We start from the raw sequence: 23,815 nt of genomic DNA, 5'->3' as shown, positions 1-23,815 counted from the left end.
GACGAAAGTCTGTGCTTTTTTTATTATATTTCATGGTGTGAATAATATTTTAACATTGGCCAATCGCTTTTTCACTCAAATCACCCATGTGTAAGACTTATCGAAAAAAATAACTTTTATTTTCATGCTATTGATATTTTATTAGGAATAATGAGAAAAACTTATTGATTCCGTAGAATATGAACAGGAAATAAAATATTATTACAATTACTGATTGTGCTTTAAATTATAGCCAAGAGTAATTTATTCGAAATTTTATGAACTATCTGTCGTTTAAAAGCAAATAGAATTTTGTTTTTAGACATGGGTATCTTAAATTGGCGGATTCAAGTCCTTTGTTGGATATGTTAGTTACAACAAAATAACCTAAAACAACTAATTATGAGGAAACTATTACTATTTATGGGTTTTTTCATGTTCTCATTTGTTACATGGGCACAAGAAAGAACTGTAACTGGTAAAGTTACTTCTGTGGAAGACGGAAGTACACTACCAGGAGTAAATGTTATTTTAAAAGGTACGTCCACAGGTACCGTAACTGATGTGGAAGGTAATTTCACTGTTTCTGTACCTAGTGATGAAAGTACATTAGTATTTTCTTTTGTAGGTTTAACAACTCAGGAAATTAAAGTTGGTACGAGATCAGTCGTGAACGTACAAATGTCTTCAGATGTAAAGCAGCTTTCTGAAGTAGTAGTAACTGCGATGAACATTTCTAGAGAGAAAGCTTCATTAGGTTATTCACAACAAACATTAGATTCTGATGCTGTTGGAAAAGCAAAAGAAAGTAACTTTATCAATTCACTTTCTGGTAAAGTTTCTGGTGTGCAGGTGAGAACTAATAATACAATGGGAGGTTCTACTAATATTACTATTCGTGGTAACTCTTCTTTTAGTAACAACCAACCTCTATTTGTAATAGACGGTGTGCCTGTAAGTAACCAAACAAATAATACAGCTAATCAGCAATCAGGGGGTTCAGGTTACGATTATGGTAATCCTGCAGCGGATATTAACCCTGAAGATATAGCTTCTATGTCAGTACTTAAGGGTGCTGCTGCTACGGCACTTTACGGTTCAAGGGGTCAAAATGGTGTTATTTTAATAACAACAAAAAAAGGTACAAAGAAAAAAGGTATCGGTGTTGATTTCTCTACTGGTGTAACTGTAGGTAAAGTAAATAAAAAGACATTACCAGAATACCAAAAACAATATGGAGCTGGTTATGTGCCTTCTTATGGTGAAAATGGAGATAGCTATTTCAAACAAGCCGATATTGATGGTGATGGAACATTAGACTGGGTTGTTCCTACTAATGATGATGGTTCATACGGAGCAGCTTTTAACCCTAATTTAATGGTTTATCAGTGGGATTCTTTTATTCCTGAATCTGATAACTACATGCAAAAGCAACCTTGGGTGGCTGGTGAGAATACTCCTAATGATTTCTTCGAAACTCAGGTTACTATAAATAACAGTATTGCTTTATCTGGAAGTACAGATAAGAGTACTTTTAGATTAGGTTATACTAATATGGATGTTGATGATATCTTGCCAAACTCATCAATGAAGAAACATACGTTAAATTTTACGGGATCATCACAATTAACAGATAAATTATCTGCTGATGTGTTATTCCAATATAATAAGCAAGATATAACAGGGTTATTCTCTACAGGTTACTCTGATAACATCATGACTCAGTTCCGTCAGTGGTGGCAGGTAAATACTGATATTAAAGATTTAGAGTATTGGTATAAGAAAACAGGTAAAAATTATACTTGGAATGCCGGAAACTATGATGATCCTACTTCACCAATATTCTGGGATAATCCTTATTGGACAAGATATGAAAACTATAGTAGTTCAACTCGTGACCGTACTTTATCAAAAGTAGGGTTGTCATATAAGTTTAATGATTGGTTGACATTCTCAGGTAGAGCATCAATTGACCACTATACTGAAGTAAGAGAAGAAAGAAGAGCTGTAGGAAGTATTCCAAGTTCTTTTGGTGTTACTTTGAATGACGTGGGGTCAGGTTATCAAAGAACTAATATAGTAAATACAGAATATAACTATAATGGTATTTTAAGTTTTAACAAGGAATTAAATACTGACTTCTCATTAGCTGGTTTAGTAGGTTTTAACTTAAGAAAAGAAAGTTATGACTATAGCCAAAAATCTACTAGTGGTGGATTAGCTGTTCCTGGTTTATATGCGCTAAGTAATTCTGTTAACTCTAACCCTTTCCCTTACGAATTTTTATGGGAGAAAGAGGTATATGGATATTTTGCTAACGTAAACTTAGGTTATAGAAACTTCTTGTATTTTGATGGTAACTATAGAGTAGATGTTTCTTCAACACTTCCTCTTGACAACAATCAGTACGATTATTACTCATTGGGTCTAGGTTTTGTGTTTACAGAATTAGTTGATATTGATTGGTTAAACTTTGGTAAGTTAAGAGCTAGTTATGGTACTGTTGGTAATGATACAAGAGCTTTAAGAGTAAAAGATTATTATTTAAGAGAAAATAATTTTGGTAACTCAATCTTAACTACGTTACCTAGCACTAAAAACAATGATGTGCTTGAGCCAGAGCAAACTAAAGAATATGAGTTTGGTCTTCAAGTAACTGGTTTAGATAGAAGAGTAAACTTGGATTTTGCTTACTATAATAGAAAAACTTCTGATCAGTTGTTAGATGTTGATGTTTCTGGAGCTACAGGTTATACTAAAAAGTTTGTTAATGCTGGTGAAATCCAAAATAAAGGGGTGGAGATAGTACTTTCAGGTGATATTGTTAGAAGTAATGATTTCAAATATAACATGGCCATCAATTTCACGAAGAACAAAAGTGAAGTATTAGAATTATTAGGAGGTACAGATAACTTCGTGATCCAAAGTTTCCCAGGTAGTGTAACTTCTAATGCTACTGTAGGAGAGCCATTTGGTGTTCTTAAGGGAACTGGTTACACATATTTAAATGGTGAGAAGGTTGTAAATGAAGACGGATATTACATTTCTAATCCTAACCAAATAATAGGAGATCCTAACCCAGATTGGAATGGTGGTGTAACTAATACTTTCTCATACAAAGGTGTTTCTTTAAGTTTCTTAGTGGATGTACAAAAAGGAGGAGATGTTTACTCTTTAGATATGCATTATGGTCAAGGAACTGGATTATATGAAAATACAGTAGGGTTGAATGATAAAGGAAACCCAGTAAGAGACCCTGTTGCTGCCGGTGGTGGTGTTTTAAATCCTGGAGTTAATGAAGATGGATCAGTGAATACGACTTATGCTGATGCTAGTTACTATGGTGGAGCCTTTTATTGGGGAAATAGTGATTACAACCCTGGGGCAAGAACTGTATATGATGCTTCTTATGTGAAATTAAGAGAATTGTCAATAAGCTATCGCTTACCTACTAAGTGGACTGATTCTTTTGCACAAAGTGTGGATTTATCAATTGTTGGTAGAAACTTATGGATAATACATAAAAATGTACCTTATGCTGATCCAGAATCAGGTTTAGGTGCAGGACCTGCTCAAGGTTACCTTGTAGGATCTTATCCAACAGTTAGAACTTTAGGTTTCAAAGCAGATATTAAATTTTAATTTTTGAACTAGAGACACATGAAAAAAATATTATATATATCAATGATCGCACTCTTTTTTATGGGGTGTGATGATAGACTTGATGATCTAAATACGGATAAAAGAAACCCTGCAACCGTAGGAGCAGAAAGTTTATTTACGCAAGCATTGCGTGAGACTTATGATAATATGGTGAATACGAGCGTGAACGAGAATGTGTTCAAGTTATATGCTCAGTATTGGTCACAGACTACTTACCCTTCTGAAAGTCAGTTTGACTTAACGAGCCGTAGTTTGCCAAATGCATTTTGGGTAAATTCATATAGAGATGCGCTAATTGATTACAAAACAGCTAAGGATATAATCAAAGCTGAATTGGCAACTGGCGAATCTACTCAAGAAGATGTATTGACTAACCAGTTAGCTGTTACTAACATAATGATGTCGTATGTATACCTAACGTTAGTAGATGTGTTTGGAGATGTGCCATATACTGAGGCGCTTAATCCAGATAATTTGGCTCCTGTTTATGATGATGCAAAAACTATATACTTGGCATCTGTTGACTCAATTGATGCAGCTATTGCTTCTATTGATAAAACTGCAGGTGCATTTTCTGCTTCTCAAGACCCTGTATATGGAGGAGACGTAGAGGCATGGGTGAAATTTGCTAACTCATTGAAGTTACGTGTAGCTATGAGATTGGCAGATGAGGATAAAACAACATCTGTATCAATTTTTAATTCTGCTATTAAGGGAGTTTTCACAAGTAATGCAGATAATGCTTCGATTACTTATTATGGAAGTGCTCCAAATACTAATCCATTGTATGAGGATTTAGTATTAAGTGGAAGAAATGATTTTGTGGCCTCTAATACTTTCGTAGATATATTAAACGGTCTAAAAGATCCAAGAAGATCTGTATACTTTGCAGACAACTTAGGAGCTGATACATATAAAGGCGGTGTTTACGGTACTTCAAATGGTTTTACTTCATTTAGTCATATTGGAGATCTTTTTTATACTGCAGATTTAGAAGGTACAATCCTAAACTTAGCAGAAGTAGAATTTTTACAAGCAGAAGCTGCAGTAAGAGGTGGATATAATGTAACAGGAAGTGTTGAAGAACATTATAATGCAGGTATAAAAGCTTCTTTTGACCAATGGGGAGTGGAAGGCTATGATAACTACATCGCGCAATCTAGTGTGGCTTATGGAAGTGCATCTGGTGATTACAAGCAGAAAATTGGTATCCAAATGTGGATAGCTTTATATGTACAAGGATTTGAAGCATGGAACACATGGAAAAGGTTAGATTTTGCTGCATTTAATGCACCTCCTGGTAAGGAATTATCTGATATTCCTGTTAGATTCATTTATCCTTTAAAAGAGGCTCAATTGAATGGAGCTAATTTGAAGGCTGCACAAGATAAGCTAGGAAAAGATGAAGTTTCTACTCATATATTCTGGGACGTAAACTAAGCACAAAAGATTAATAAGATTAATATGAGAAAATTAACACAATTTTTGATTTTATCACTACTTGTTGCTTTTGTGGTAGCATGTAATGATGACGATGATTTTAATGGTCCATATAGGGTTAATATAGATGGCCCACCAAGTATAGCACCAAATGAAAGTGCGTCTTATACCCTTGGTGAAATTGCTAATGCTGGTGATTTTAACTGGGAAGTTAGTGGTCCAGCTGAAATTGAAGGTTCTGCAACTGGAGGTTCAATTAGTGTATTCTTCAGAGAGGTAGGAACTGTAATTTTGACCGTTACTAATGGGGTTGAAACTGGTAAATATGCTGTTGAAGTGGAAGCAGTTGACCCTGGGGTTGAAGTTGTTTTTGGAGATTATAGTGCATTAAAGAGTGGAGAAAAAGATTCTATCTATTTCCAATTCTCAGCACCTATTAATGAAGATTCGGTAATGTTTACATTAAATACTACTGATACTACAGACTTCAACGAAGGCAAACCATTTATAAATGCTACTTTAGGAGATGTAGAACGTGTAGAAGGATCTACTACATTATACCGTGGATTATTTACTGCCGGATCAGGTAATGGTACTCCTGAAATCAGAATTGAAAAGATAATCAATACTGAAGCGTATGGTGGAGATAGAGTAGATACTGTTTATGTAAGAGGATATAGAGTTGATAATATAGACCCAGTTGCTAGACTATCATTTGATCCTTCTTATATTTCAGATGGTGATAGCGTAGTAGCTACATTGACTGCTACATTAAGCGAAGAAATCAGATCATGGACTAAAACTGTTATTAACGAAGACGGTGAGGAGGAAGATCACCAATATATTTTGTTTAACTTAAGTTCTGATGGTGATGTTTATAGAACAGACACATTGTGGCAAGGCGGAACCGTTACTACATATGAGGCCAGTTTATTATTTTATGATACAGAGCTAAATGATGGTGAGATAGAAGCAGAACTCTTAAATGTTGCTGATATCGCAGGTAACGAACTTGAAACTCAAATTACAGTTAGTCCATTAATATTGGATAATACTAATCCTGTAATAAGTGCAAGTAAGCCGTCTGTAAATGGTACAGTTGTTTCTATATCTAATACTGTAACAGATACTAATGGAGCTACTATATATTATTCTATATTGGAAGAAGGTTCTCCTGCAATTTCTAATATCGCAGATTTTGGAGGTGGAGTAGCTAGTGGATCTGGTAATAACTCAATTAATGATGTTGTTACTATTCCTGCTGGAGATTATACTATATATTACATTGCTCAAGATATGGCTGGTAATGTTAGTAATGTAGCTACAAGCGATTTTACGGTTAATTAATTAACTATTAAAATAATTGAAACCCCTCTATTTTATAGAGGGGTTTTTTTTTGATTATATTCTAATAAATGATTATAAGCAATAGTAATTTCTGTGTTTATTTTATAACTTTAGTTACTTAACCAAGCCTCCTTCCTGTGAAAATTTTATACTTATCTCTTACGCTATTTATTAGTGTAGTATCATATGGACAAAACTTAAAAAGCGTTGTTATTGATTCTAATGACAATGGCAAAGTCCTCAGTGATCTTCTTTATGAATTAGAAAGTCTGCATAAGCTTGATATTGTATTTGATAAGAATGCTATGGAAACTTATACAGTACAAGGAATTACGAGTAAGATTCGATTAATTGATTATTTGGAATATTACTTAGTTCAGTATAGGATAATTGAATTTGAAGATCACGTTATTGTAATAGTGCCTAGAAATCAGGCTCCATCGTTTATTAAAGAACACGTGAATTTATTTGTTATTAATAGCAACTTGATTCAAGGACAGTTAATAGACGGTAGCAACGAACAAGCTGTAATGGGGGCCCAAGTATTTCTCAATGACCGAAGTAGTAATGGCACCTTGAGTGACGCTCAAGGAAAGTTTACAATTAGTAATTTATCAGAAAATTATAACATGATTATGGTGAATTATGTGGGCTATGAAAGTTTGTCTGTACTAGTGGTTCAAAGTCAGAAATTTGGTACTAATGAGAATATCCATCTAGAAATTTTTCCAGAATCAAAAGAGCTTGATGGTGTAGTAATATCAGCTAAGAGAGAGGATGTAAATGTAGAAAGTAAGATAACCGGAGTGGAAACTATGGGGATAGAGACTATTAAAAACTTACCTTCTTTTTTGGGTGAGGTTGACCCTATTCGTGGTATTACTACGCTACCTGGTGTAAGCTCTGTTGGAGAGGTTTCTTCTGGTTTTAATGTTAGAGGAGGGGAGACAGGACAAAATCTAATCTTACAAGATCAGGCTATAATGTACAATCCTTCTCATATGTTTGGTTTCTTTTCAGGTTTCAACCCAGATATGGTAAGTGATATTGCGCTTTATAAAGGGGGGGGACCTGCAAATTTGGGAGGTAGATTATCCTCGGTGCTAGATGTAAAACTTAGAAATGGCGTATTAGATGATTACGTTGTAAGCGGTGGAGTAGGTTTAATATCAAGTAGATTAAGTGTAGAGGGACCATTAAATTCTAAGATGTCTTTTTTAGTCGGGGGCAGGTTGTCATATAGCAATTGGTTATTGCATGCTAATGATGATAGGCAGCTTCAACAGAGTTCGGCTAATTTTAATGATGTTACTGCTAAATTTTTATACAATGTCAGTGATAGAGATATTGTCACTTTAACAGGCTATCGTAGTTATGACGATTTTCAATTGGCGAGTGACTCTACATTTATTTGGGAGTCGGATAATCTTGCTTTAAGCTGGGATCATGTGTTTAATGACAAGCTTTCGTCTAATTTTACTTCATCTTATAGTTATTATAAATCTGAGGTGGACAATCCGCATCCCATTGATGGTTTCAATTACTTTAACAGCATTGAAGACATAAAAACAGACTTCAGTGTTGAATGGCTTTATTCTGACGATTTCACTGTGAAATCAGGAGTAGATATTTTATATAACAATATTGAGCCCGGGAAGCAGAATGTAAGTCCTAATGTTGAGAATAACCGTCCTGCAGACATGCATGATCAACATGCGTTAGAGTCTGCTTTATTTTTACAAACGGATTGGGACATAAATGAAAAATTATCTTTGGCTGCTGGGTTGCGTTATTCTCACTTCGCAAGATTAGGAAATGACGTAATTTATCAATTTGATTATTCTAATATAGAGTCTCGTTATCCGGTGATTTCTGATTCGGTTACTTATAAGAAAGGGGAGAAGATTACAACTTACCATGGGTGGGAACCTCGAATTTCTCTTAGGTATTTACTCAATAGTTCAACTTCTTTTAAGGCCAGTTATTATCGTACTTATCAATATTTACATTTAATATCCAATACAGCAACCACAACGCCTCAAGATTATTGGGTTAATAGTGGACCCTATTTGAAACCAGAGATAGGAGATCAATACTCTGCAGGTGTATTTAAAAATTTAAAGGATAACCGATATGAGCTTTCTATGGAGGTGTATTATAGAAACACAGATAACGCTATAGATTATATTGATGGTGCGGATCTTACTTTGAACCCTTCTTTAGAAGCCGGGTTAGCAAGGGGAAAGGGAAAAGCATATGGAGTGGAATTAATGCTAAAGAAAAATACAGGTAAATTGTATGGCTGGTTATCTTATACTTATTCGAGGAGCAAAAGGAAGTTTTCTGATAATAGTCGTGGGGATCAATATGTTGTCAATAATGGTAATTATTATGCAGCGGCATATGACCAACCTCACAATGCTTCATTAGTTCTTAATTATAGAACAGGATTGAGAGGAGTATTATCTGCCAATTTTAATTATAGTACGGGGAGACCAATTACCATCCCAGTTTCAAAATTTTCATATGAGGGCTATTTGGCAGTGTTAAATTACTCTAATCGAAATGCATACCGAATACCTGATTATCATAGGTTAGATATATCTTATACATTGAAAGATAGAAGGTATAAAGGGAGAAAGGTTACCGGTGAGTGGGTCTTCTCTCTCTATAATGTCTATGGAAGAAAGAATGCCTATTCAATAACGTTTGATAAATATGGCAAGGCTAGTAAATTATCTGTGTTAGGAAGTGCCTTTCCTTCTATTTCATACAACTTTAAGATATAAACATGAGGGGGAAATACGTATATATAATTATTATTTCACTTCTACTTTTAGGCTGTATTGAACCCTATGATTTTGTAATTGAGGATGATACCAATGGGGTAGTTATAGAGAGTATTTTGACAGACAAAAGCTATAACGATACAAAAAACTACCCTTCTGATGGCAGGTATTTTAAAGTCAAAATTTCAAGGACTAGTGAGGTTAACAATGTATTAAATGATCCTATTTTGGGGGCAAATGTTTACTTGCTAACAAGTGAGAATGATTCAGTTTATTATAATGAAGTTGGAGATGGTGTTTATGAAATTCGAGATGCTGAATTTAAAGCTAGATGTGGAATTATGTATCAATTGCATGTGGAATTAGCAGACGAAACCAATATTGAGAGTTCTTGGAGTAAGTTGCCTACGGAAGTTGAGCAGTGTGGTATACAACTTGGGAATGTTTCCTTAGAAGAGGATGTGCAGAAGAGAATGGTGGTTATCTCTGGTGAAGAGAAATTAAAAGAGGTAAAAGGCTTGAGTGTGGTAATAGATTTGCCTGTAATTTCAAGTCCTAAATACTATGTTTGGAATTTTGAATCGATGTGGGTATATGAATCTATTCTGAATCCAATAGTAAATAAACGATGTTGGGTGAGGAATAATCTTAATTCAGCTTATTTAGGAAATTACGTTTTACATAAGGATTTAAATGGAGGTTATGATTATAAGCTTTTGTTCTTAGAATTGAATGATATGTTTGTACATGAATATTCTATTATGACTACTCAATATTCGGTAGATGAGAACTATTATGGTTTCTTAAATGATATACAACAGCGAAATTCCAATGATCTTATTGGTACAACACCATATAACTTGAAATCTAACTATGTGTCTAATACTGATATTTCGGTCTATGGGTATTTTTCTGTAGCCAATGAAAGTGCAAATCGTAGGTATTTTGATAGGTCTCAACTTTCTTATTTCTTAGATGATTATGGTGCTGCTGCATGCCGTATGGACGAATTTCCTTCTGTATCATGTTATGATTGTTTAGAATACCCTAAAGGTATTCCATCACTTAACCCGCCTAGTTGGTGGCATTAACATATGAGTGGAAAGATTCGTTTTATTATGCTTCTTTTATCAGTTGTTAGCTGTGTGGAGCCTTATGATTTTGTAATTGAGGATGATACCAATGGTATAGTAATAGAAGGAATTTTAACTAATCAAAGTTATAACGACACTAGAAACTACCCTTCTGATGGTAGATATTTTAATGTGAAAATTTCTAGAACTAGTGAAGTTAGCAATGTATTAAATGATCCTATCTTGGGGGCAAATGTTTACTTGGTAACAAGTGATAACGATTCAGTTTATTATAATGAAATTGGAGATGGTGTTTATGAAATTCGAGATGTGGAATTTAAGAGTATTTGTGGAGTCCAGTATCAATTACGACTAGACTTAATGGATGGGACTCATATAGAAAGTGCCTGGTGTTCATTGCCATTAAGGAACGAAGAATGTAATATGTCACTTGGAGATATTACGTACAAAGAGAACATTCAACAGCAAATGGTAGTGGTGGCAGGAGAGGAAAGTTTAAAAGATATTAAGGGGCTTGATTTGTTAATCGATTTGCCAAAAACTCAGATGCGTAAATATTACGTGTGGAAATTTGAACCAATCTGGATATATGAAGCTGTATTACCTCCCATAATAAACAAACGGTGCTGGATTAAGAATAATATTAAGACGACATATTTGAATAAATATACTTTGCATGAAGATAATTCAGGTGGATATAATGAGAAGTTGGTGTTTATAGAAGCGGATGACCACATTGTTCATAAATACTCTTTATTGATAAAGCAATTTTTGGTTGAAAGGGGATATTTTGAGTTTTTAAATGATATTCAAAAAAGAAGTGCCAACGACATAATAGATTTTACCCCTTACAATATAAATTCGAATTTCGCATCAAGTGATGGAACTCCTGTTTTTGGTTATTTTACAGTTGCCTTAGAAGACGCAAAGCGTTGGTATTTCGATAGAAGTCAATTGTCTTACTATTTACCTGATTTGGGTGGTGAAGCTTGCAGAAATGATATGGATCCTGGTGTCTCTTGTTATGATTGTTTAAAATATCCTAAAGGTATTCCATCACTTAACCCACCTAGCTGGTGGAAGCATAACTAAATAAAATGAGGTGTATTATTTTAATTCTTTTAATATCGGTAGGCTTTATCTTGAGTTGTGTAGAACCGTATCAATTTACTGTTGAGAATCAGGAAAGTAATCTTGTAATTGAAGGGACTATATCGAATAAATCTTTTAATGACACAAAAGCTTATCCATCTGACGGTAGATTTTTCCAAGTGAAGTTATCTTTAACAGGTAATGTTGAAAATACAAAAGCACAATTTGTCAACGATGCTTCAGTATTTTTAGAACTATCGGACAGTTCTCGTATCTATTACGATGCTTCGGGAAATGATGATGGAATTTTTTATCTGAAAAGGGAAGCGTTTAAAGCTGTAAGTGGCATGGGCTACCGGTTAAAGGTATATTTTGAGGAGACGGAATACGTATCATCTTGGGAGTATTTACCTCTTAATTTAGATAAGGATGACATAGATACTGTAACTTTTAGAGAAGAGGTTCGGAAAGTTATACCTGCTAACTCATTAGATCAGCATATAATTGACTTGGATGGTATCACCGCTAATACTGAAATTAAGGCTAATAGTGATAATAAAGAGTATTACCGGTGGAGATTTATCCCTACATGGATTTTTAAAGCGGCTATTGCTGAAGAAGGAGATCCAAACAAAGTGTGTTGGGTTACAAATCAAAGCTATTTAAGTTCTTATGTAATGAGTGTGGTTGATGGTAAGAATTTTACTCAGGATTTATTTTTTATAGAAACAAAGATGAATGAGAAGATCTATTACAAGTACTCAGTATTGTTTTTAAAAGAGCACCTAAATAAAGCTGCTTATAACTTTTGGGATGAGATGCAAAAATCTGCCAATAACGATGGTGTTATTTCGGCCCAACCTTTTAATGTGCCAACTAACTTCACCGCCAATAAACCAGTTAATGGGTACTTTTCCGTTGTAGGAGAAAGTGCATATCGCTGGTATTTTGATAAGAGCGAATTATCTTATTACGTAGAGGATGATCTCAGGTATAATTGCATTTACTATAAGGATAATGGACCATACGGTGCGACCTGTCTAAGTTGCCTTGCTTATCCTGGTAAACCTATAAATGTTAAACCTAGTTGGTGGAAGGACTAAGAAAAAGTATTCAAGGCCTAAAACAACCTTAAATACTTGAGTTCATTTATAAAATGACTAATTACTTCTGGATATGCGAATAATGTGAAGGCTATTCCAAATAGGCCACCCCAGAGGTGAGCATCGTGATTTACATTGTCGCCACCTTTTTTACCCATGTAAATGGAGTATAAAACATAGATTACAGCCCATACTACTCCCGGTAAACCGATAAGTCCGTAAAGGTATATTTTATTAGTAGGGTCGAATAATACATAACTGAATAGAATAGCAGATACCCCACCAGAGGCGCCTAATGCATTATAATATATATGATCTTTGTGCTTGGCATATGATGGTATGTCAGCGGCAATTATAGCTAGCAGATATAAAGCCGTATATAGAATGTACCCCGTTGGCGCACCGCTGCTCATTTGTAGAAAGATATTTTCTATATGCCTTCCAAACATCCATAAAACAAACATATTGAAAAAGAGATGTAGATAATCATTATGGATAAAACCGGAGGTAATGAAGCGATAGTATTGCCTATATTTATTTACACTATATGGATTAAATATCCATTTGTTCATAATGTCTGGCTTTTGCCAGGCATAAAAACTGGCAGCTACATTGATTATTATAAATATTACAGTTAATGACATATGAAAATGATAATGGCCACTGTATTAAATATTAATTCAGTGGCCATTGTTTAAATGTGTTGAAAATTATAATCCTTTATACATGTATGGCTCTGTTGTCCGTAGCAGCAAGACAAGCTTCTTTTACTGCTTCCATGTAAGTAGGGTGAGCATGTGACATGCGTGATACATCTTCCGCTGCAGCTCTGAATTCCATAGCTGTTACACCTGCAGCAATCATATCTGCGGCCCTTGGACCCGTAATGTGTATACCAAGTATTTCATCAGTGGTTTTGTCTGCTAATACCTTTACTACACCATCAGTGTCCATACTTGCTCTCGCTCTACCTAATGCTTTAAAAGGGAACGAGCCTACTTTAAACTCTTTTCCAGAGTCCTTTAATTCTTCTTCAGTGTAACCTACACTAGCTACTTCTGGCCATGTGTAAACTACTCCTGGAATCAATTTATAATTGATGTGAGGCTTTTGTCCAGCAAATTGCTCTGCTACCATGGTGCCTTCTTCTTCGGCCTTGTGAGCTAACATTGCACCTTTAACCACATCACCAATAGCATAAATATTGTCTACAGAAGTTTTCAGGTGTTCATCTACTTCAATTCTACCTCTTTCATCAACTTTAACTCCTACATTTTCAAGGCCTAAACCAGCAGTATAAGGCTTTCTTCCGATAGCTACCAAACAGTAATCGCCTTTAATCTCTACTTCCTGACCTTTCTTATCTTCAGCTTTTACAATCACTTCATTTCCAGTGTTTTCTACTGAAGTAACTTTGTGACTAGTCTTAAAGTCTATTTTAAGGTGTTTTTTGCTGGTTCTGGTAAGTTCTTTACTCATCGTACCATCCATAGTAGGGATAATCCTGTCTAGGTACTCTACTACAGTTACTTTGGCTCCTATTCTTGCATAAACAGAGCCTAATTCCATACCTATAACACCACCACCCATTACGATTAAGTGCTTAGGAATCTCTTTTAACTCAAGAGCTTCAGTGCTACTGATAATTCTTTTTTTGTCTATTTTGGCAAAAGGAAGATCTGCAGGCTTAGAACCTGTAGCAATGATTACTTTGCCTGTAGTGATTTGCTTAGCATCTCCTTCAGAAGGTGTAATCTTAATAGTATTTTTATCTATAAAAGAACCTACTCCATGATGAACATCAATTTTGTTTTTGTTCATTAAAAAATCGATACCATCACAAGTTTGCTTTACCACATCTGATTTTCTTTTAATCATCTGTGCTAAATCTGCCTTGGGTTCATTTATTTCAATACCATGTTCTTTAAAGGTATTCTGAGCATTATAAAAATGCTCAGTAGAATCTAACATGGCTTTTGAAGGAATACAGCCTACATTTAAACATGTTCCTCCGAGTGTATTATATTTTTCTATTATGGCTGTTTTTAAACCTAACTGTGCGCATCTAATAGCTGCTACATAGCCTCCAGGTCCTGAGCCAATTACGGTTACATCGTAATCCATTGTATTAATATTTTATAGTGAGTGACCCACTAGTGAAAACCATTTATTTATATTCCCAACATTAATCTTGCAGGGTCTTCTAATAATTCTTTAACTCTTACTAAGAAGCTAACTGATTCTCTTCCATCAATTATTCTATGGTCATAAGATAAGGCTACGTACATCATAGGTCTTACTTCTATTTGACCGTTTATTACTACAGCTCTTTCCACAATGTTGTGCATGCCTAAAATTGCTGATTGTGGAGCGTTGATGATAGGAGTTGATAACATAGATCCGAACACACCACCATTTGTAATAGTAAATGTTCCTCCACTCATTTCATCTATTGAAAGTTTACCATCGCGCGCTCTTTTAGCAAGTCTGATGATTTCACTTTCAATTTGCTGGAAGTTCATGGCTTCGGCATTTCTCACTACAGGTACAACTAACCCTTTTGGAGTAGATACCGCAATAGAAACGTCACAGTAATCATGGAATACCATTTCGTTACCATCAATAAGAGCGTTTACAGCAGGCCACTCTTGCAATGCTTGGCAACAAGCTTTGGTGAAGAATGACATAAAGCCTAACCCTACACCGTACTTCTCCTTAAACTGGTCTTTATATTTTTTTCTTAGGTCCATGATCGGCTTCATGTCTACTTCATTAAATGTAGTAAGCATTGCCGTTTCATTTTTTACAGATACTAACCTCTTAGCAATTGTTTTTCTAAGGTTAGACATCTTTTCTCTTCTGTCATTTCTAGATCCAGGAACTGGAGCTGCAGAAGCTGCACTTGATTCTGTCGCTTTAGGAGCTTCTTTCTTAGCTGTTTTTTGAGCCTTTTCTGCATCCTCTTTAGTAATGCGGCCGTCTACTCCCGTACCCTTAACATCTTTGGGATCGATACCTTTTTCGCTTAAGATTTTTGCTGCTGCAGGAGAAGCATGACCTGTTGCATAGGTCTCATTGGCAGAAGTACTGTTACTAGCAGTAGCTTCACTAGTAGGAGTACTTGCTGCTTTTGCAGGAGCGCCACCTTCCATTACTTCAATTTTGCAGATTAGTGCGCCAATTTCAAGGGTATCACCTTCACTTGCTACTAGTCTTAAAATACCGTTAGCTTCAGCTGGTAATTCAAATGTGGCTTTATCAGATTCTATTTCAGCAATGGTTTCATCTATTTCTACATAATCGCCATCTTCTTTAAACCAAGTTGCAAGTACTACTTCTGTGATAGACTCACCTAGTTCAGTTACGTGCATTTCTTTAGTTTCACCTGTTGCTTTTGGCCCTTCTGAGCTTTTGGCTTCAGCTGCAGGTGCTTGAGCTTCAGGAGCGCTTGGGCTACTGGCTTCAGCTTTAGCATCTGTTTCTATTGTAGCTATTACGGCACCTACCTCTACAGTATCGCCTTCTTCTGCTTTTATTTTTAAAATACCTGAAGCTTCAGCAGGAAACTCCTGAGTAGCTTTGTCGGTTTCTATTTCAGCTATTATTTCATCCTGGTTAACAAAATCTCCATCGCTTTTTAACCATGAGCCGATGGTCACTTCTGTGATAGACTCTCCTACTGCAGGAATTTTTACTTCTAAACTCATTGGAATATACGTTTATTTCTTTTTTATTTTTTGAAGGCAGTTTCTACAATTCTGTTTTGTTCATCTTTATGAACTTTAGCATAACCGGTAGCAGGTGATGCACTTGGCTTACGAGATACGATCTCAAGTTTATGCTCTGTCATAAATCTTAATACAAAGCTGTAGTATCCCATGTTAGCAGGCTCTTCCTGTACCCATGCAACAGATGCATTTTTATAAGAGGCAAGTATTTTTTCTACTTGCTTTTTAGGGAAAGGATAAAGCTGTTCTAGTCTAACGATAGCTACATCTTTAATTTTATTTTGCTCTTGATATTCTTGTAAATCATAATAGATTTTACCTGAGCATAACAATACTTTTTTAACAGCTTTTGCATCTACATAATCATCTCCAATTACTTCCTGAAATCTTCCGCTGGTTAACTCACTTAATGGAGAAACCACTTTTGGATGCCTCAATAATGATTTAGGAGAGAATACAACACATGGCTTTCTGAAATTCCAAGTTACTTGTCTTCTAAGTAAGTGGAAGAAGTTTGCAGGCGTAGTGATGTTTGCAGCTATTAAATTTTCTTCAGCGGCCAATTGTAAAAACCTTTCAGGACGCGCATTAGAGTGCTCTGGTCCTTGTCCTTCATAGCCATGAGGTAACAACATAACAAGACCATTCATTCGCTGCCATTTAGATTCGGCACTTACTATAAATTGGTCAATCATTACCTGTGCACCGTTAGCAAAGTCACCAAATTGAGCTTCCCAAACTACTAATGCATTAGGAGTAGCCATGGCATAGCCATATTCAAAACCTAAAACTGCAAACTCTGATAAAAGTGAGTTATAAATTTTGAAACTTTTCTGGCCATCTTCGATGTGGTCTAAGTTACAGTATGGTTCGTTTGTGTTGGCATCAAATATATAAGAATGGCGGTGCGAGAATGTGCCTCTTTTCACATCCTGTCCAGACATTCTCACTTGTTTTCCTTCTGTAAGTAAAGAGCCATAAGCTAATAATTCTGCATCGGCCCAGTTTACTTCTTGTTTTTCGAAGAAATTAGCTTTTCTGTCTTTAAGAAGCTTTTCAATCTGCTTCAATGGCTTAAACCCATCTGGGATGGTAGTTAATGCCTTCGCTACTTTATCTACAGTTTCTTTTGAAACTCCTGTTTCAGGAGATTGATCAAAATCTTCAGGTTTAGACCTAGTGAGTAGTTTCCACTCTTCTTCTACTTTTTGAGGCTTATAAGGAAGTGGCTTTTGTTTCACTTCATTAAGTCTGTCTTGTAGTAAGTTTCTAAATTCTTTATCTAATTTTTCAGCTTTAGTTGCATCAATATCGCCTCTTTCTACTAATGTTTTCACATAAAGCTCTCTTGGGTTAGAGTGCTTTGCAATGAGGTTATATAATTTAGGCTGAGTAAATTTTGGTTCGTCACTCTCGTTGTGTCCATGTCTTCTGTAGCATAATAAGTCAATGAAAATATCCTTACCGAATTTTTGGTTATACTCTACCGCTAAGTTAGATGCAAATACTACTGCTTCAGGATCATCACCATTAATATGTAAAACAGGAGCATCTATGATTTTTGCAATATCAGTACAGTAAATACTTGATCTCGCATCGTCATAATCAGTGGTGAAACCAACTTGGTTATTGATAACAAAGTGAATGGTTCCTCCTGTTCTATAACCTGGCAATTGTGACATTTGAGTGATCTCATATACAATACCTTGGCCAGCAATAGCTGCATCTCCATGTATTAGTATAGACATTGATTTTTTCAAATCTCCACCATACTCATCGTCTATTTGACCTCTGGTGTATCCTAATACTACAGGATCTACAGCTTCTAAGTGAGATGGGTTCGGGGTCAACTTCACGTATACCTGCTTTTTAGAAGGTGTGGTCAGGTGACTAGAGTATCCTAAGTGATATTTAACGTCACCGTCACCCATGGTTAAATCTGGGTCGGTGGTGCCTTCAAATTCACTGAAAATTTCTTCATATGTTTTACCCATGATATTGGCCAAAACGTTTAGCCTACCACGGTGTGCCATACCTATCACTACTTCTTTAATGTCAAAATCAGCAGCAGTATTTATTATAGTATCAAGGGCAGGGATAGTATTTTCTCCACCTTCTAGTGAGAATCTTTTCTGACCTAAAAATTTTGTGTGCAAGAAGTTTTCGAAAACAACTGCCTCGGTAAGTTTGGTTAAGACTCTATCTTTAGTGTCTTGTGAAGGAGACATGTTTAAAGCTTCCTTTTCACATTTTTTCTTAAACCAATCTAAAGTTTCTGAGTCACGGATATGCATATATTCAAATCCGATGTGTCCCAGATATATTTTATTTAGTGTATCTACAATCTTTCTAAGAGTAGCTTTGCCAATACCAATGATTTCCCCTACAGCAAACTCCTTATCTAAGTCAGCTTTTGTAAGGTTGAAGTCTTCAATATTTAATGGTACGTGGTGATCCCTTCTTTTTCGAACAGGGTTAGTATCTGATTTAAGGTGCGCACGAGACCTATACGCATGTATTAGGTTTCGAACTTGCATTTCTTTAGAAGAAATGTTGTCACCAGTTGAAGTGCCGTTCTCTCCAAATTTAGTTTGTGAAAATTCAAATCCTTCAAAGAATTTTTGCCAGGATTCGTCAACGGAGGCTGGATCTTGCTGATATGCTTCATAAAGCTCGTCCAGATAATGCCCGTGAGCATTGGAGATGTAGGAGTATTTATCCATGGGTTAATCTGTTCTTATTTTTAACAAATGTATATAACATATATACAAATCAAAAACCGTAAAACCGCATTAACAAATAAACTTGATTTTCAGCAAATTAGGATGTTGTGCTGCATGGTTTTTACGATTCTTCTCATAGGTTAACGTTATTTATAGCTAAAAGATAAGAAAATCATAGCTAAATGAATGGGTTATTAAAAAAAGAGTTATATTTGCCCTCTTTTAAATAACGGACGCGTTCCGAAATTTTAAAATAATAAACAAAAATGGCAGTAAAAATTAGATTAGCGCGCAGAGGCCGCAAAAAAAGAGCAATGTACGATGTAGTCGTAGCAGATGCTAGAGCACCACGTGATGGTCGCTATATTGAGAAGATTGGAAGATACAATCCAAACACAGACCCTGCAACTATCGAGTTGAATGAAGAAAAAGCATTTGACTGGGTGATGAAAGGAGCGCAACCAACAGATACAGTAAGAGCAATGTTGTCTTACAGAGGTATTATGTTGAAAAAGCACCTTCAAATAGGTGTTAACAAGGGAGCTATCACTCAAGAAGATGCTGATAAGAAATTTGAAGCTTGGTTAGCAGATAAAGAAGGTAAAATTACTGCTAAACTTGATAAGCTTTCTAAAGAAGCTCAAGATAGCGCTAAAGCTAGAAAAGATGCTGAAACTAAAGTTAAAGAAGCTAGAGCGGAAGCATTGAAAAAGAGAAACGAAGAAGCTACAGCTAGCGCTGAGGCAGAAGAAGCTTCTGAAGAAGCATCAGCTGAAAGTGCTGAAGAAACAGCTGAGGGCGAAGAAAAATAAAATTAAGCTATGAATGCTGATGAGTGTTTCCAACTTGGTTACGTCATCAAAAGACATGGCTTAAAAGGTGAGGTTAATTTACTGTTTGATGTAGATGAGCCTGACTTTTATAGAGATTTGGAATCAGTTTTTATTGAAATCAATAAGAAACTGGTTCCTTTTTTTATTGAAACCATAAGTCTTAAAGGCAATAAAGCGCTTGTTAAGTTTGAGGATGTTGATGATGCGGAACAAGCCGATACTATTAAAGGATGTGGGTTATTTTTGCCGCTAACTGTGTTGCCCGATCTGCAAGACGACCAATTTTACTACCATGAAATAATGGGGTTTAATGTAGTCGATGAGCATAAAGGTAAAATAGGTGAGGTAAAAGATGTGTATGCATCGCCACAGCAAGATTTGCTTGCCATTGATAGTGATGGAAAAGAAGTGCTAATGCCAATTAATGATGACATCATAGTAAAATTGGACCGAGAAGAAGAGGTTCTTTACGTTAATTTACCTGATGGTTTACTGGATATTTATCTAGAGTAATATGCGAATAGATATTATTACATGCCTCCCAAGATTGTTAGATAGTCCTTTTGGTGATTCTATTTTAAAGAGAGCACAAAATAAAGGGCTTGTTACTGTTGAGGTGCACGATCTTAGGGAATATAGCACTGATAAACATAAGCGTGTAGATGACTACGCATATGGTGGAGGCGCTGGCATGGTAATGATGATTGAGCCTATTCTTAATTGTATCCGGAAGTTGCAGTCAGAAAGGGAATATGATGAAGTAATTTACATGAGCCCTGATGGCGAACGTTTTTCTCAGGCGATAGCCAATGAGCTATCCTTAAAGAAAAATCTTATTATTTTATGTGGACACTATAAAGGTGTGGATGAAAGGATAAGAGAGCATTTTATAACCAGAGAGATTAGTATTGGAGATTATGTGTTGTCAGGAGGTGAGCTTGCTGCAGCGGTAGTTTCAGATGCTATTATTCGTCTTTTGCCTGGCGTTTTGTCAGATGAGACTTCTGCGCTAACAGATTCATTTCAGGATGGATTAGTGGCGCCACCGGTGTATACCAGACCTGCAGAGTATGAAGGATTGAAAGTTCCGGATGTCTTGCTTAGTGGTAACGAGAAGCTTATTGATGAATGGCGATTTAACCAGTCAGTAGAGAGGACTAAAAAACGTAGACCAGATTCATTTTCAGCTTAACTATGAGCTGACAGTATTTGTAAAAGTTCCCTTTAAGGGAGAAGTAAAACTTGTTAACAATTATTTTCAATCGGACTATATAATATTGGAAAATATTATTTATATTTGCAGTCCGTTTTGGAATTGAGACTTTTTAGCGATATAAATCATGAACGATATTATCAAATCACTAGAGGAAGAAAATAAAGAAAGAAGAAATTCATTTCCTTCCTTCAAAGCTGGAGATACGGTGAACGTGCACGTGAAAATTACTGAGGGAAATAAAGAAAGAATCCAGCAGTTTCAGGGTACCGTAATTCAGAGAAAGCACCCTAATAGCAACGGTGAGACTTTTACGGTAAGAAAAGTTTCTAACGGAGTAGGTATTGAAAGAATCTTCCCTCTCCTTTCTCCTAGCATCGAAAAAATTGATGTGTTAAGAAAAGGTAAAGTGAGAAGAGCTAGACTTTATTACTTAAGAGGCAGACAAGGTAAAGCTGCTAGAATTAAAGAGAAATTATAATCTTAGGATTATAGATAATATTAAAAGCCACTACATTGTAGTGGCTTTTTTATTTATAAGATTTTGATTTTTAATACTTAGTTAAAATCTTTACTTACAGGTAAATGTAATATCTGAACTTTGTCTGATTGTAATTAATTAGATTAGTATATATCTTAAGAAGATAAAATCTATTAAATTGGTGAATCATTTCTGGTAAACTTTTTTTGATATATGCTTAATAAAGACAAGGCTCAAAAAGAAAAGCTCAAGGCTTTTCACGAGCAAGTACAACAAGAAGCAGATGGCATAGTAAAGTATTTTATTCTGGGTTACTATGTTTTTGGTATTCTAATATCCTTTTTTTATTCTTCATGGGAGCTGGGAGTGGTGATGGGAAGTGTCTCCTTAGGAATTTATTACCTGTTTCAAGCCTTAATGAAAGGTACTTACACATCAAGACTCGTTACAAGTGCTTTGATGTGGAATTTTCCTCTTCAATTCATATTGCAATTACACGGTGGATATGAAATGTATTTCTTTTATTTCGTGTCATTAACTGTGCTGCTTTTCTACGAAGAGTGGGAGGTGCTAATGCCTGCTGCAGTTTACGCTTTGCTAACATTTATATTCATCTATCATAGTCAAACTAATGATGACGATTTATTGAAATATTTGGATAAACTTCCTCCGTTGGCTGATGATAATGCATTTCTTCATTTGATAGTGGTGCTCGGTTATGGCGCTTTATGTGTGCTGTGGGCTAATATACAATTTAAGCAAACTGAGAAGAATGGACTGAGGTATATAGAAATGGAAAGTCAGCTTTCTTTGATGGATGTTAATATAAGTTTTGCTAACAACATTAGTCAAGGGCAATTGGGAGCTAATTATGATGCCGAGGAGCCAGATAGGTTGGGGCGTGAATTAATGAATATGCGCGAAAGTTTGGTGGAGGCTTCAGAAAGGGAGGCAAAGGAGAAATTTGTGAATGTGGGCTTGGCCTCTATAGGTGAAATATTAAGAAGGTATAGTGACGATCTTGATGTTTTGTGTGATAAGGTGATTGAAAAGTTGGTGAATTATATGAGCGCCAACCAAGGAGGTGTATTTATTATTCAAGGTGAGGAGCATGAAGAGAAGTATTTGCAGTTGATGTCCAGTCGGGCTTATGAGCGTAAAAAATATTTGAATAAACGCATAGAAATTGGCGAGGGATTGATAGGTCAGGCTGCTTTGGAAAAGAAGTCTATTTACATGACTAAGCTGCCGAGCAATTATATCAATATTACTTCTGGTTTGGGACTCTCTGTACCTAAAGCATTATTAATAGTGCCATTACAGTCTAATGAAGAATTAGTTGGAGTTATTGAAATGGCGGCATTTGAGGAGTTTAGTGAAACGGAAATAGAATTTTTAGAAAAAGTAGGTGAGAGTATAGCTTCTACTATTATTTCGGCAAAAACAAACCAAGCTACTAAAGAGCTGCTAGAAGAGTCAACTCAAATGAGTGAAGAGATGAGGGCGCAAGAAGAAGAAATGCGTCAGAATATGGAGGAGATGCAGGCGACCCAAGAAGAAATGGGAAGAACACAGCGAGAGCTTGCTGCTAAGGAGTCGGACTTTAATGCCTTAATTAATAACACGAGCGATTCTATTGTTACCATAGATAAAAATTACAGAATTCTCATAATGAATGAGGTAATTAAAGCAAGGTATAAGGGAACCCAATACGAAAGTATTAAAGAAGGTTCAGATCTTTTGGGTAATATGACTGGTGATATACGAGAAGAGTGGAAATCTTATTACGACCGTGCATTTGGAGGAGAAAGATTGAATTTTACCATAAAGAGTACGGTGCATGGCGAAGATTCTTGGAGAGAATATTATGTTAATCCGGTAAGGGATGCCTCTAATGAGATTAGTGCTGTATCAGTTTTCTCACGCGATGTAACCAACAGAATGAAGTTAGAAATTGAGCGGTCTGAGAAAAACCATATTGTAAGAACGCTTCTAAACAATGCTGATGATATGCTTATGGCTATTGATAGTAACTATACTATAGTTGAAATCAATGAAAAATACCGAGAGTCCATTCATCAAATATATGGGTCTAATTTGCAGGCCGGATCTAAGGTGTTAGATTCAATAGGGGAAGATCAGAGAGCTTCTGTGCGAGCGCAGTACGATAGGGTGCTGGCAGGGGAAAGTGTAGACACGAGATATGAAGTGGAGGGAGGTGTTTTCCATAGCCGTTACGAACCTATTTATAATGATGAACACGAAGTGTTCGGGGTCGCTGTCTGTAGTAAGCTAATGGCTACAAAAAAATAAAAGCATAAAAAAAGAGG

At 35.7% G+C, this 23,815-nt stretch carries 16 protein-coding genes; 12 read left to right on the top strand and 4 right to left on the bottom strand.

Annotated features, from left to right (window positions below; all coding sequences use genetic code 11):
- Window positions 1-381: 381 nt before the first annotated feature.
- The 7 genes from ACXACQ_RS03275 to ACXACQ_RS03245 all read left to right on the top strand — a co-directional run bounded on the left by ACXACQ_RS03275 (window position 382) and on the right by ACXACQ_RS03245 (window position 12,507).
- Complete coding sequence (locus tag ACXACQ_RS03275) at window positions 382-3,621, top strand: SusC/RagA family TonB-linked outer membrane protein (RefSeq protein WP_474974497.1); 3,240 nt, start codon at window positions 382-384, stop codon at window positions 3,619-3,621.
- 18 nt (window positions 3,622-3,639) lie between these two features.
- Window positions 3,640-5,082 (top strand): SusD/RagB family nutrient-binding outer membrane lipoprotein, encoded by a 1,443-nt coding sequence (locus ACXACQ_RS03270; RefSeq protein WP_474974496.1) that lies wholly within the window; start codon window positions 3,640-3,642, stop codon window positions 5,080-5,082.
- Window positions 5,083-5,106: 24 nt separating this feature from the next.
- Window positions 5,107-6,429 carry a hypothetical protein gene (locus tag ACXACQ_RS03265; RefSeq protein ID WP_474974495.1) on the top strand — a complete coding sequence of 441 codons (1,323 nt, stop codon included), beginning with the start codon at window positions 5,107-5,109 and terminating at the stop codon, window positions 6,427-6,429.
- A gap of 137 nt (window positions 6,430-6,566) precedes the next feature.
- A complete protein-coding gene (locus ACXACQ_RS03260) occupies window positions 6,567-9,218 on the top strand; it encodes a TonB-dependent receptor (RefSeq protein ID WP_474974494.1) in 2,652 nt (883 codons plus the stop codon).
- 2 nt (window positions 9,219-9,220) lie between these two features.
- Entirely contained in the window at window positions 9,221-10,309 is a 1,089-nt protein-coding gene (locus tag ACXACQ_RS03255; RefSeq protein WP_474974493.1) for a DUF4249 family protein, read from the top strand.
- A gap of 3 nt (window positions 10,310-10,312) precedes the next feature.
- Window positions 10,313-11,404: a DUF4249 family protein gene (locus ACXACQ_RS03250; protein WP_474974492.1), complete on the top strand. Its 1,092-nt coding sequence runs from the start codon at window positions 10,313-10,315 to the stop codon at window positions 11,402-11,404.
- A gap of 5 nt (window positions 11,405-11,409) precedes the next feature.
- Window positions 11,410-12,507, top strand: coding sequence for a DUF4249 domain-containing protein (locus tag ACXACQ_RS03245; RefSeq protein ID WP_474974491.1), 1,098 nt, complete (start codon window positions 11,410-11,412; stop codon window positions 12,505-12,507).
- A 17-nt stretch (window positions 12,508-12,524) separates the two neighbouring features.
- Here the strand turns inward: ACXACQ_RS03245 and ACXACQ_RS03240 are convergent, their stop codons facing one another.
- The 4 genes from ACXACQ_RS03240 to ACXACQ_RS03225 all read right to left on the bottom strand — a co-directional run bounded on the left by ACXACQ_RS03240 (window position 12,525) and on the right by ACXACQ_RS03225 (window position 18,958).
- Window positions 12,525-13,151 carry a rhomboid family intramembrane serine protease gene (locus ACXACQ_RS03240; RefSeq protein ID WP_474974490.1) on the bottom strand — a complete coding sequence of 209 codons (627 nt, stop codon included), beginning with the start codon at window positions 13,149-13,151 and terminating at the stop codon, window positions 12,525-12,527.
- A gap of 76 nt (window positions 13,152-13,227) precedes the next feature.
- Window positions 13,228-14,631, bottom strand: coding sequence for a dihydrolipoyl dehydrogenase (gene lpdA, locus ACXACQ_RS03235; protein WP_474974489.1), 1,404 nt, complete (start codon window positions 14,629-14,631; stop codon window positions 13,228-13,230).
- A 47-nt stretch (window positions 14,632-14,678) separates the two neighbouring features.
- Window positions 14,679-16,214, bottom strand: a complete 1,536-nt coding sequence (odhB, locus tag ACXACQ_RS03230) for a 2-oxoglutarate dehydrogenase complex dihydrolipoyllysine-residue succinyltransferase (RefSeq protein WP_474974488.1) — start codon at window positions 16,212-16,214, stop codon at window positions 14,679-14,681.
- 23 nt (window positions 16,215-16,237) lie between these two features.
- Window positions 16,238-18,958 carry a 2-oxoglutarate dehydrogenase E1 component gene (locus ACXACQ_RS03225; protein ID WP_474974487.1) on the bottom strand — a complete coding sequence of 907 codons (2,721 nt, stop codon included), beginning with the start codon at window positions 18,956-18,958 and terminating at the stop codon, window positions 16,238-16,240.
- 266 nt (window positions 18,959-19,224) lie between these two features.
- Here ACXACQ_RS03225 and ACXACQ_RS03220 point away from each other — a divergent pair, with 266 nt between their 5' ends.
- From ACXACQ_RS03220 to ACXACQ_RS03200, 5 genes are all read left to right on the top strand, one after another.
- Complete coding sequence (locus ACXACQ_RS03220) at window positions 19,225-19,770, top strand: 30S ribosomal protein S16 (RefSeq protein ID WP_474974486.1); 546 nt, start codon at window positions 19,225-19,227, stop codon at window positions 19,768-19,770.
- A 9-nt stretch (window positions 19,771-19,779) separates the two neighbouring features.
- Entirely contained in the window at window positions 19,780-20,304 is a 525-nt protein-coding gene (rimM, locus tag ACXACQ_RS03215) for a ribosome maturation factor RimM (RefSeq protein ID WP_474974485.1), read from the top strand.
- 1 nt (window position 20,305) lies between these two features.
- Window positions 20,306-20,983 (top strand): tRNA (guanosine(37)-N1)-methyltransferase TrmD, encoded by a 678-nt coding sequence (trmD, locus tag ACXACQ_RS03210; protein WP_474974484.1) that lies wholly within the window; start codon window positions 20,306-20,308, stop codon window positions 20,981-20,983.
- A 148-nt stretch (window positions 20,984-21,131) separates the two neighbouring features.
- Window positions 21,132-21,485 carry a 50S ribosomal protein L19 gene (rplS, locus tag ACXACQ_RS03205; protein ID WP_474974483.1) on the top strand — a complete coding sequence of 118 codons (354 nt, stop codon included), beginning with the start codon at window positions 21,132-21,134 and terminating at the stop codon, window positions 21,483-21,485.
- A gap of 213 nt (window positions 21,486-21,698) precedes the next feature.
- On the top strand, window positions 21,699-23,798 hold the full coding sequence (locus tag ACXACQ_RS03200) for a GAF domain-containing protein (protein WP_474974482.1): 2,100 nt from the start codon (window positions 21,699-21,701) through the stop codon (window positions 23,796-23,798).
- The last annotated feature ends 17 nt before the right edge of the window (window positions 23,799-23,815 follow it).

This window comes from Fulvivirga sp. AWR4_260 (genome assembly GCF_056158185.1).
This window is presented reverse-complemented; position numbering and strand designations above follow the sequence as displayed.

Coding starts and splice junctions, on each gene's coding strand:
- ACXACQ_RS03220 (WP_474974486.1), top strand. CDS start 19,225: ATGGCAGTAAAAATTAGATTAGCGCGCAGAGGCCGCAAAAAAAGAGCA.
- ACXACQ_RS03225 (WP_474974487.1), bottom strand. CDS start 18,958: ATGGATAAATACTCCTACATCTCCAATGCTCACGGGCATTATCTGGAC.
- ACXACQ_RS03265 (WP_474974495.1), top strand. CDS start 5,107: ATGAGAAAATTAACACAATTTTTGATTTTATCACTACTTGTTGCTTTT.
- rimM (WP_474974485.1), top strand. CDS start 19,780: ATGAATGCTGATGAGTGTTTCCAACTTGGTTACGTCATCAAAAGACAT.
- ACXACQ_RS03200 (WP_474974482.1), top strand. CDS start 21,699: ATGCTTAATAAAGACAAGGCTCAAAAAGAAAAGCTCAAGGCTTTTCAC.
- ACXACQ_RS03270 (WP_474974496.1), top strand. CDS start 3,640: ATGAAAAAAATATTATATATATCAATGATCGCACTCTTTTTTATGGGG.
- ACXACQ_RS03250 (WP_474974492.1), top strand. CDS start 10,313: ATGAGTGGAAAGATTCGTTTTATTATGCTTCTTTTATCAGTTGTTAGC.
- odhB (WP_474974488.1), bottom strand. CDS start 16,214: ATGAGTTTAGAAGTAAAAATTCCTGCAGTAGGAGAGTCTATCACAGAA.
- lpdA (WP_474974489.1), bottom strand. CDS start 14,631: ATGGATTACGATGTAACCGTAATTGGCTCAGGACCTGGAGGCTATGTA.
- trmD (WP_474974484.1), top strand. CDS start 20,306: ATGCGAATAGATATTATTACATGCCTCCCAAGATTGTTAGATAGTCCT.
- ACXACQ_RS03245 (WP_474974491.1), top strand. CDS start 11,410: ATGAGGTGTATTATTTTAATTCTTTTAATATCGGTAGGCTTTATCTTG.
- ACXACQ_RS03240 (WP_474974490.1), bottom strand. CDS start 13,151: ATGTCATTAACTGTAATATTTATAATAATCAATGTAGCTGCCAGTTTT.
- ACXACQ_RS03255 (WP_474974493.1), top strand. CDS start 9,221: ATGAGGGGGAAATACGTATATATAATTATTATTTCACTTCTACTTTTA.
- ACXACQ_RS03275 (WP_474974497.1), top strand. CDS start 382: ATGAGGAAACTATTACTATTTATGGGTTTTTTCATGTTCTCATTTGTT.
- rplS (WP_474974483.1), top strand. CDS start 21,132: ATGAACGATATTATCAAATCACTAGAGGAAGAAAATAAAGAAAGAAGA.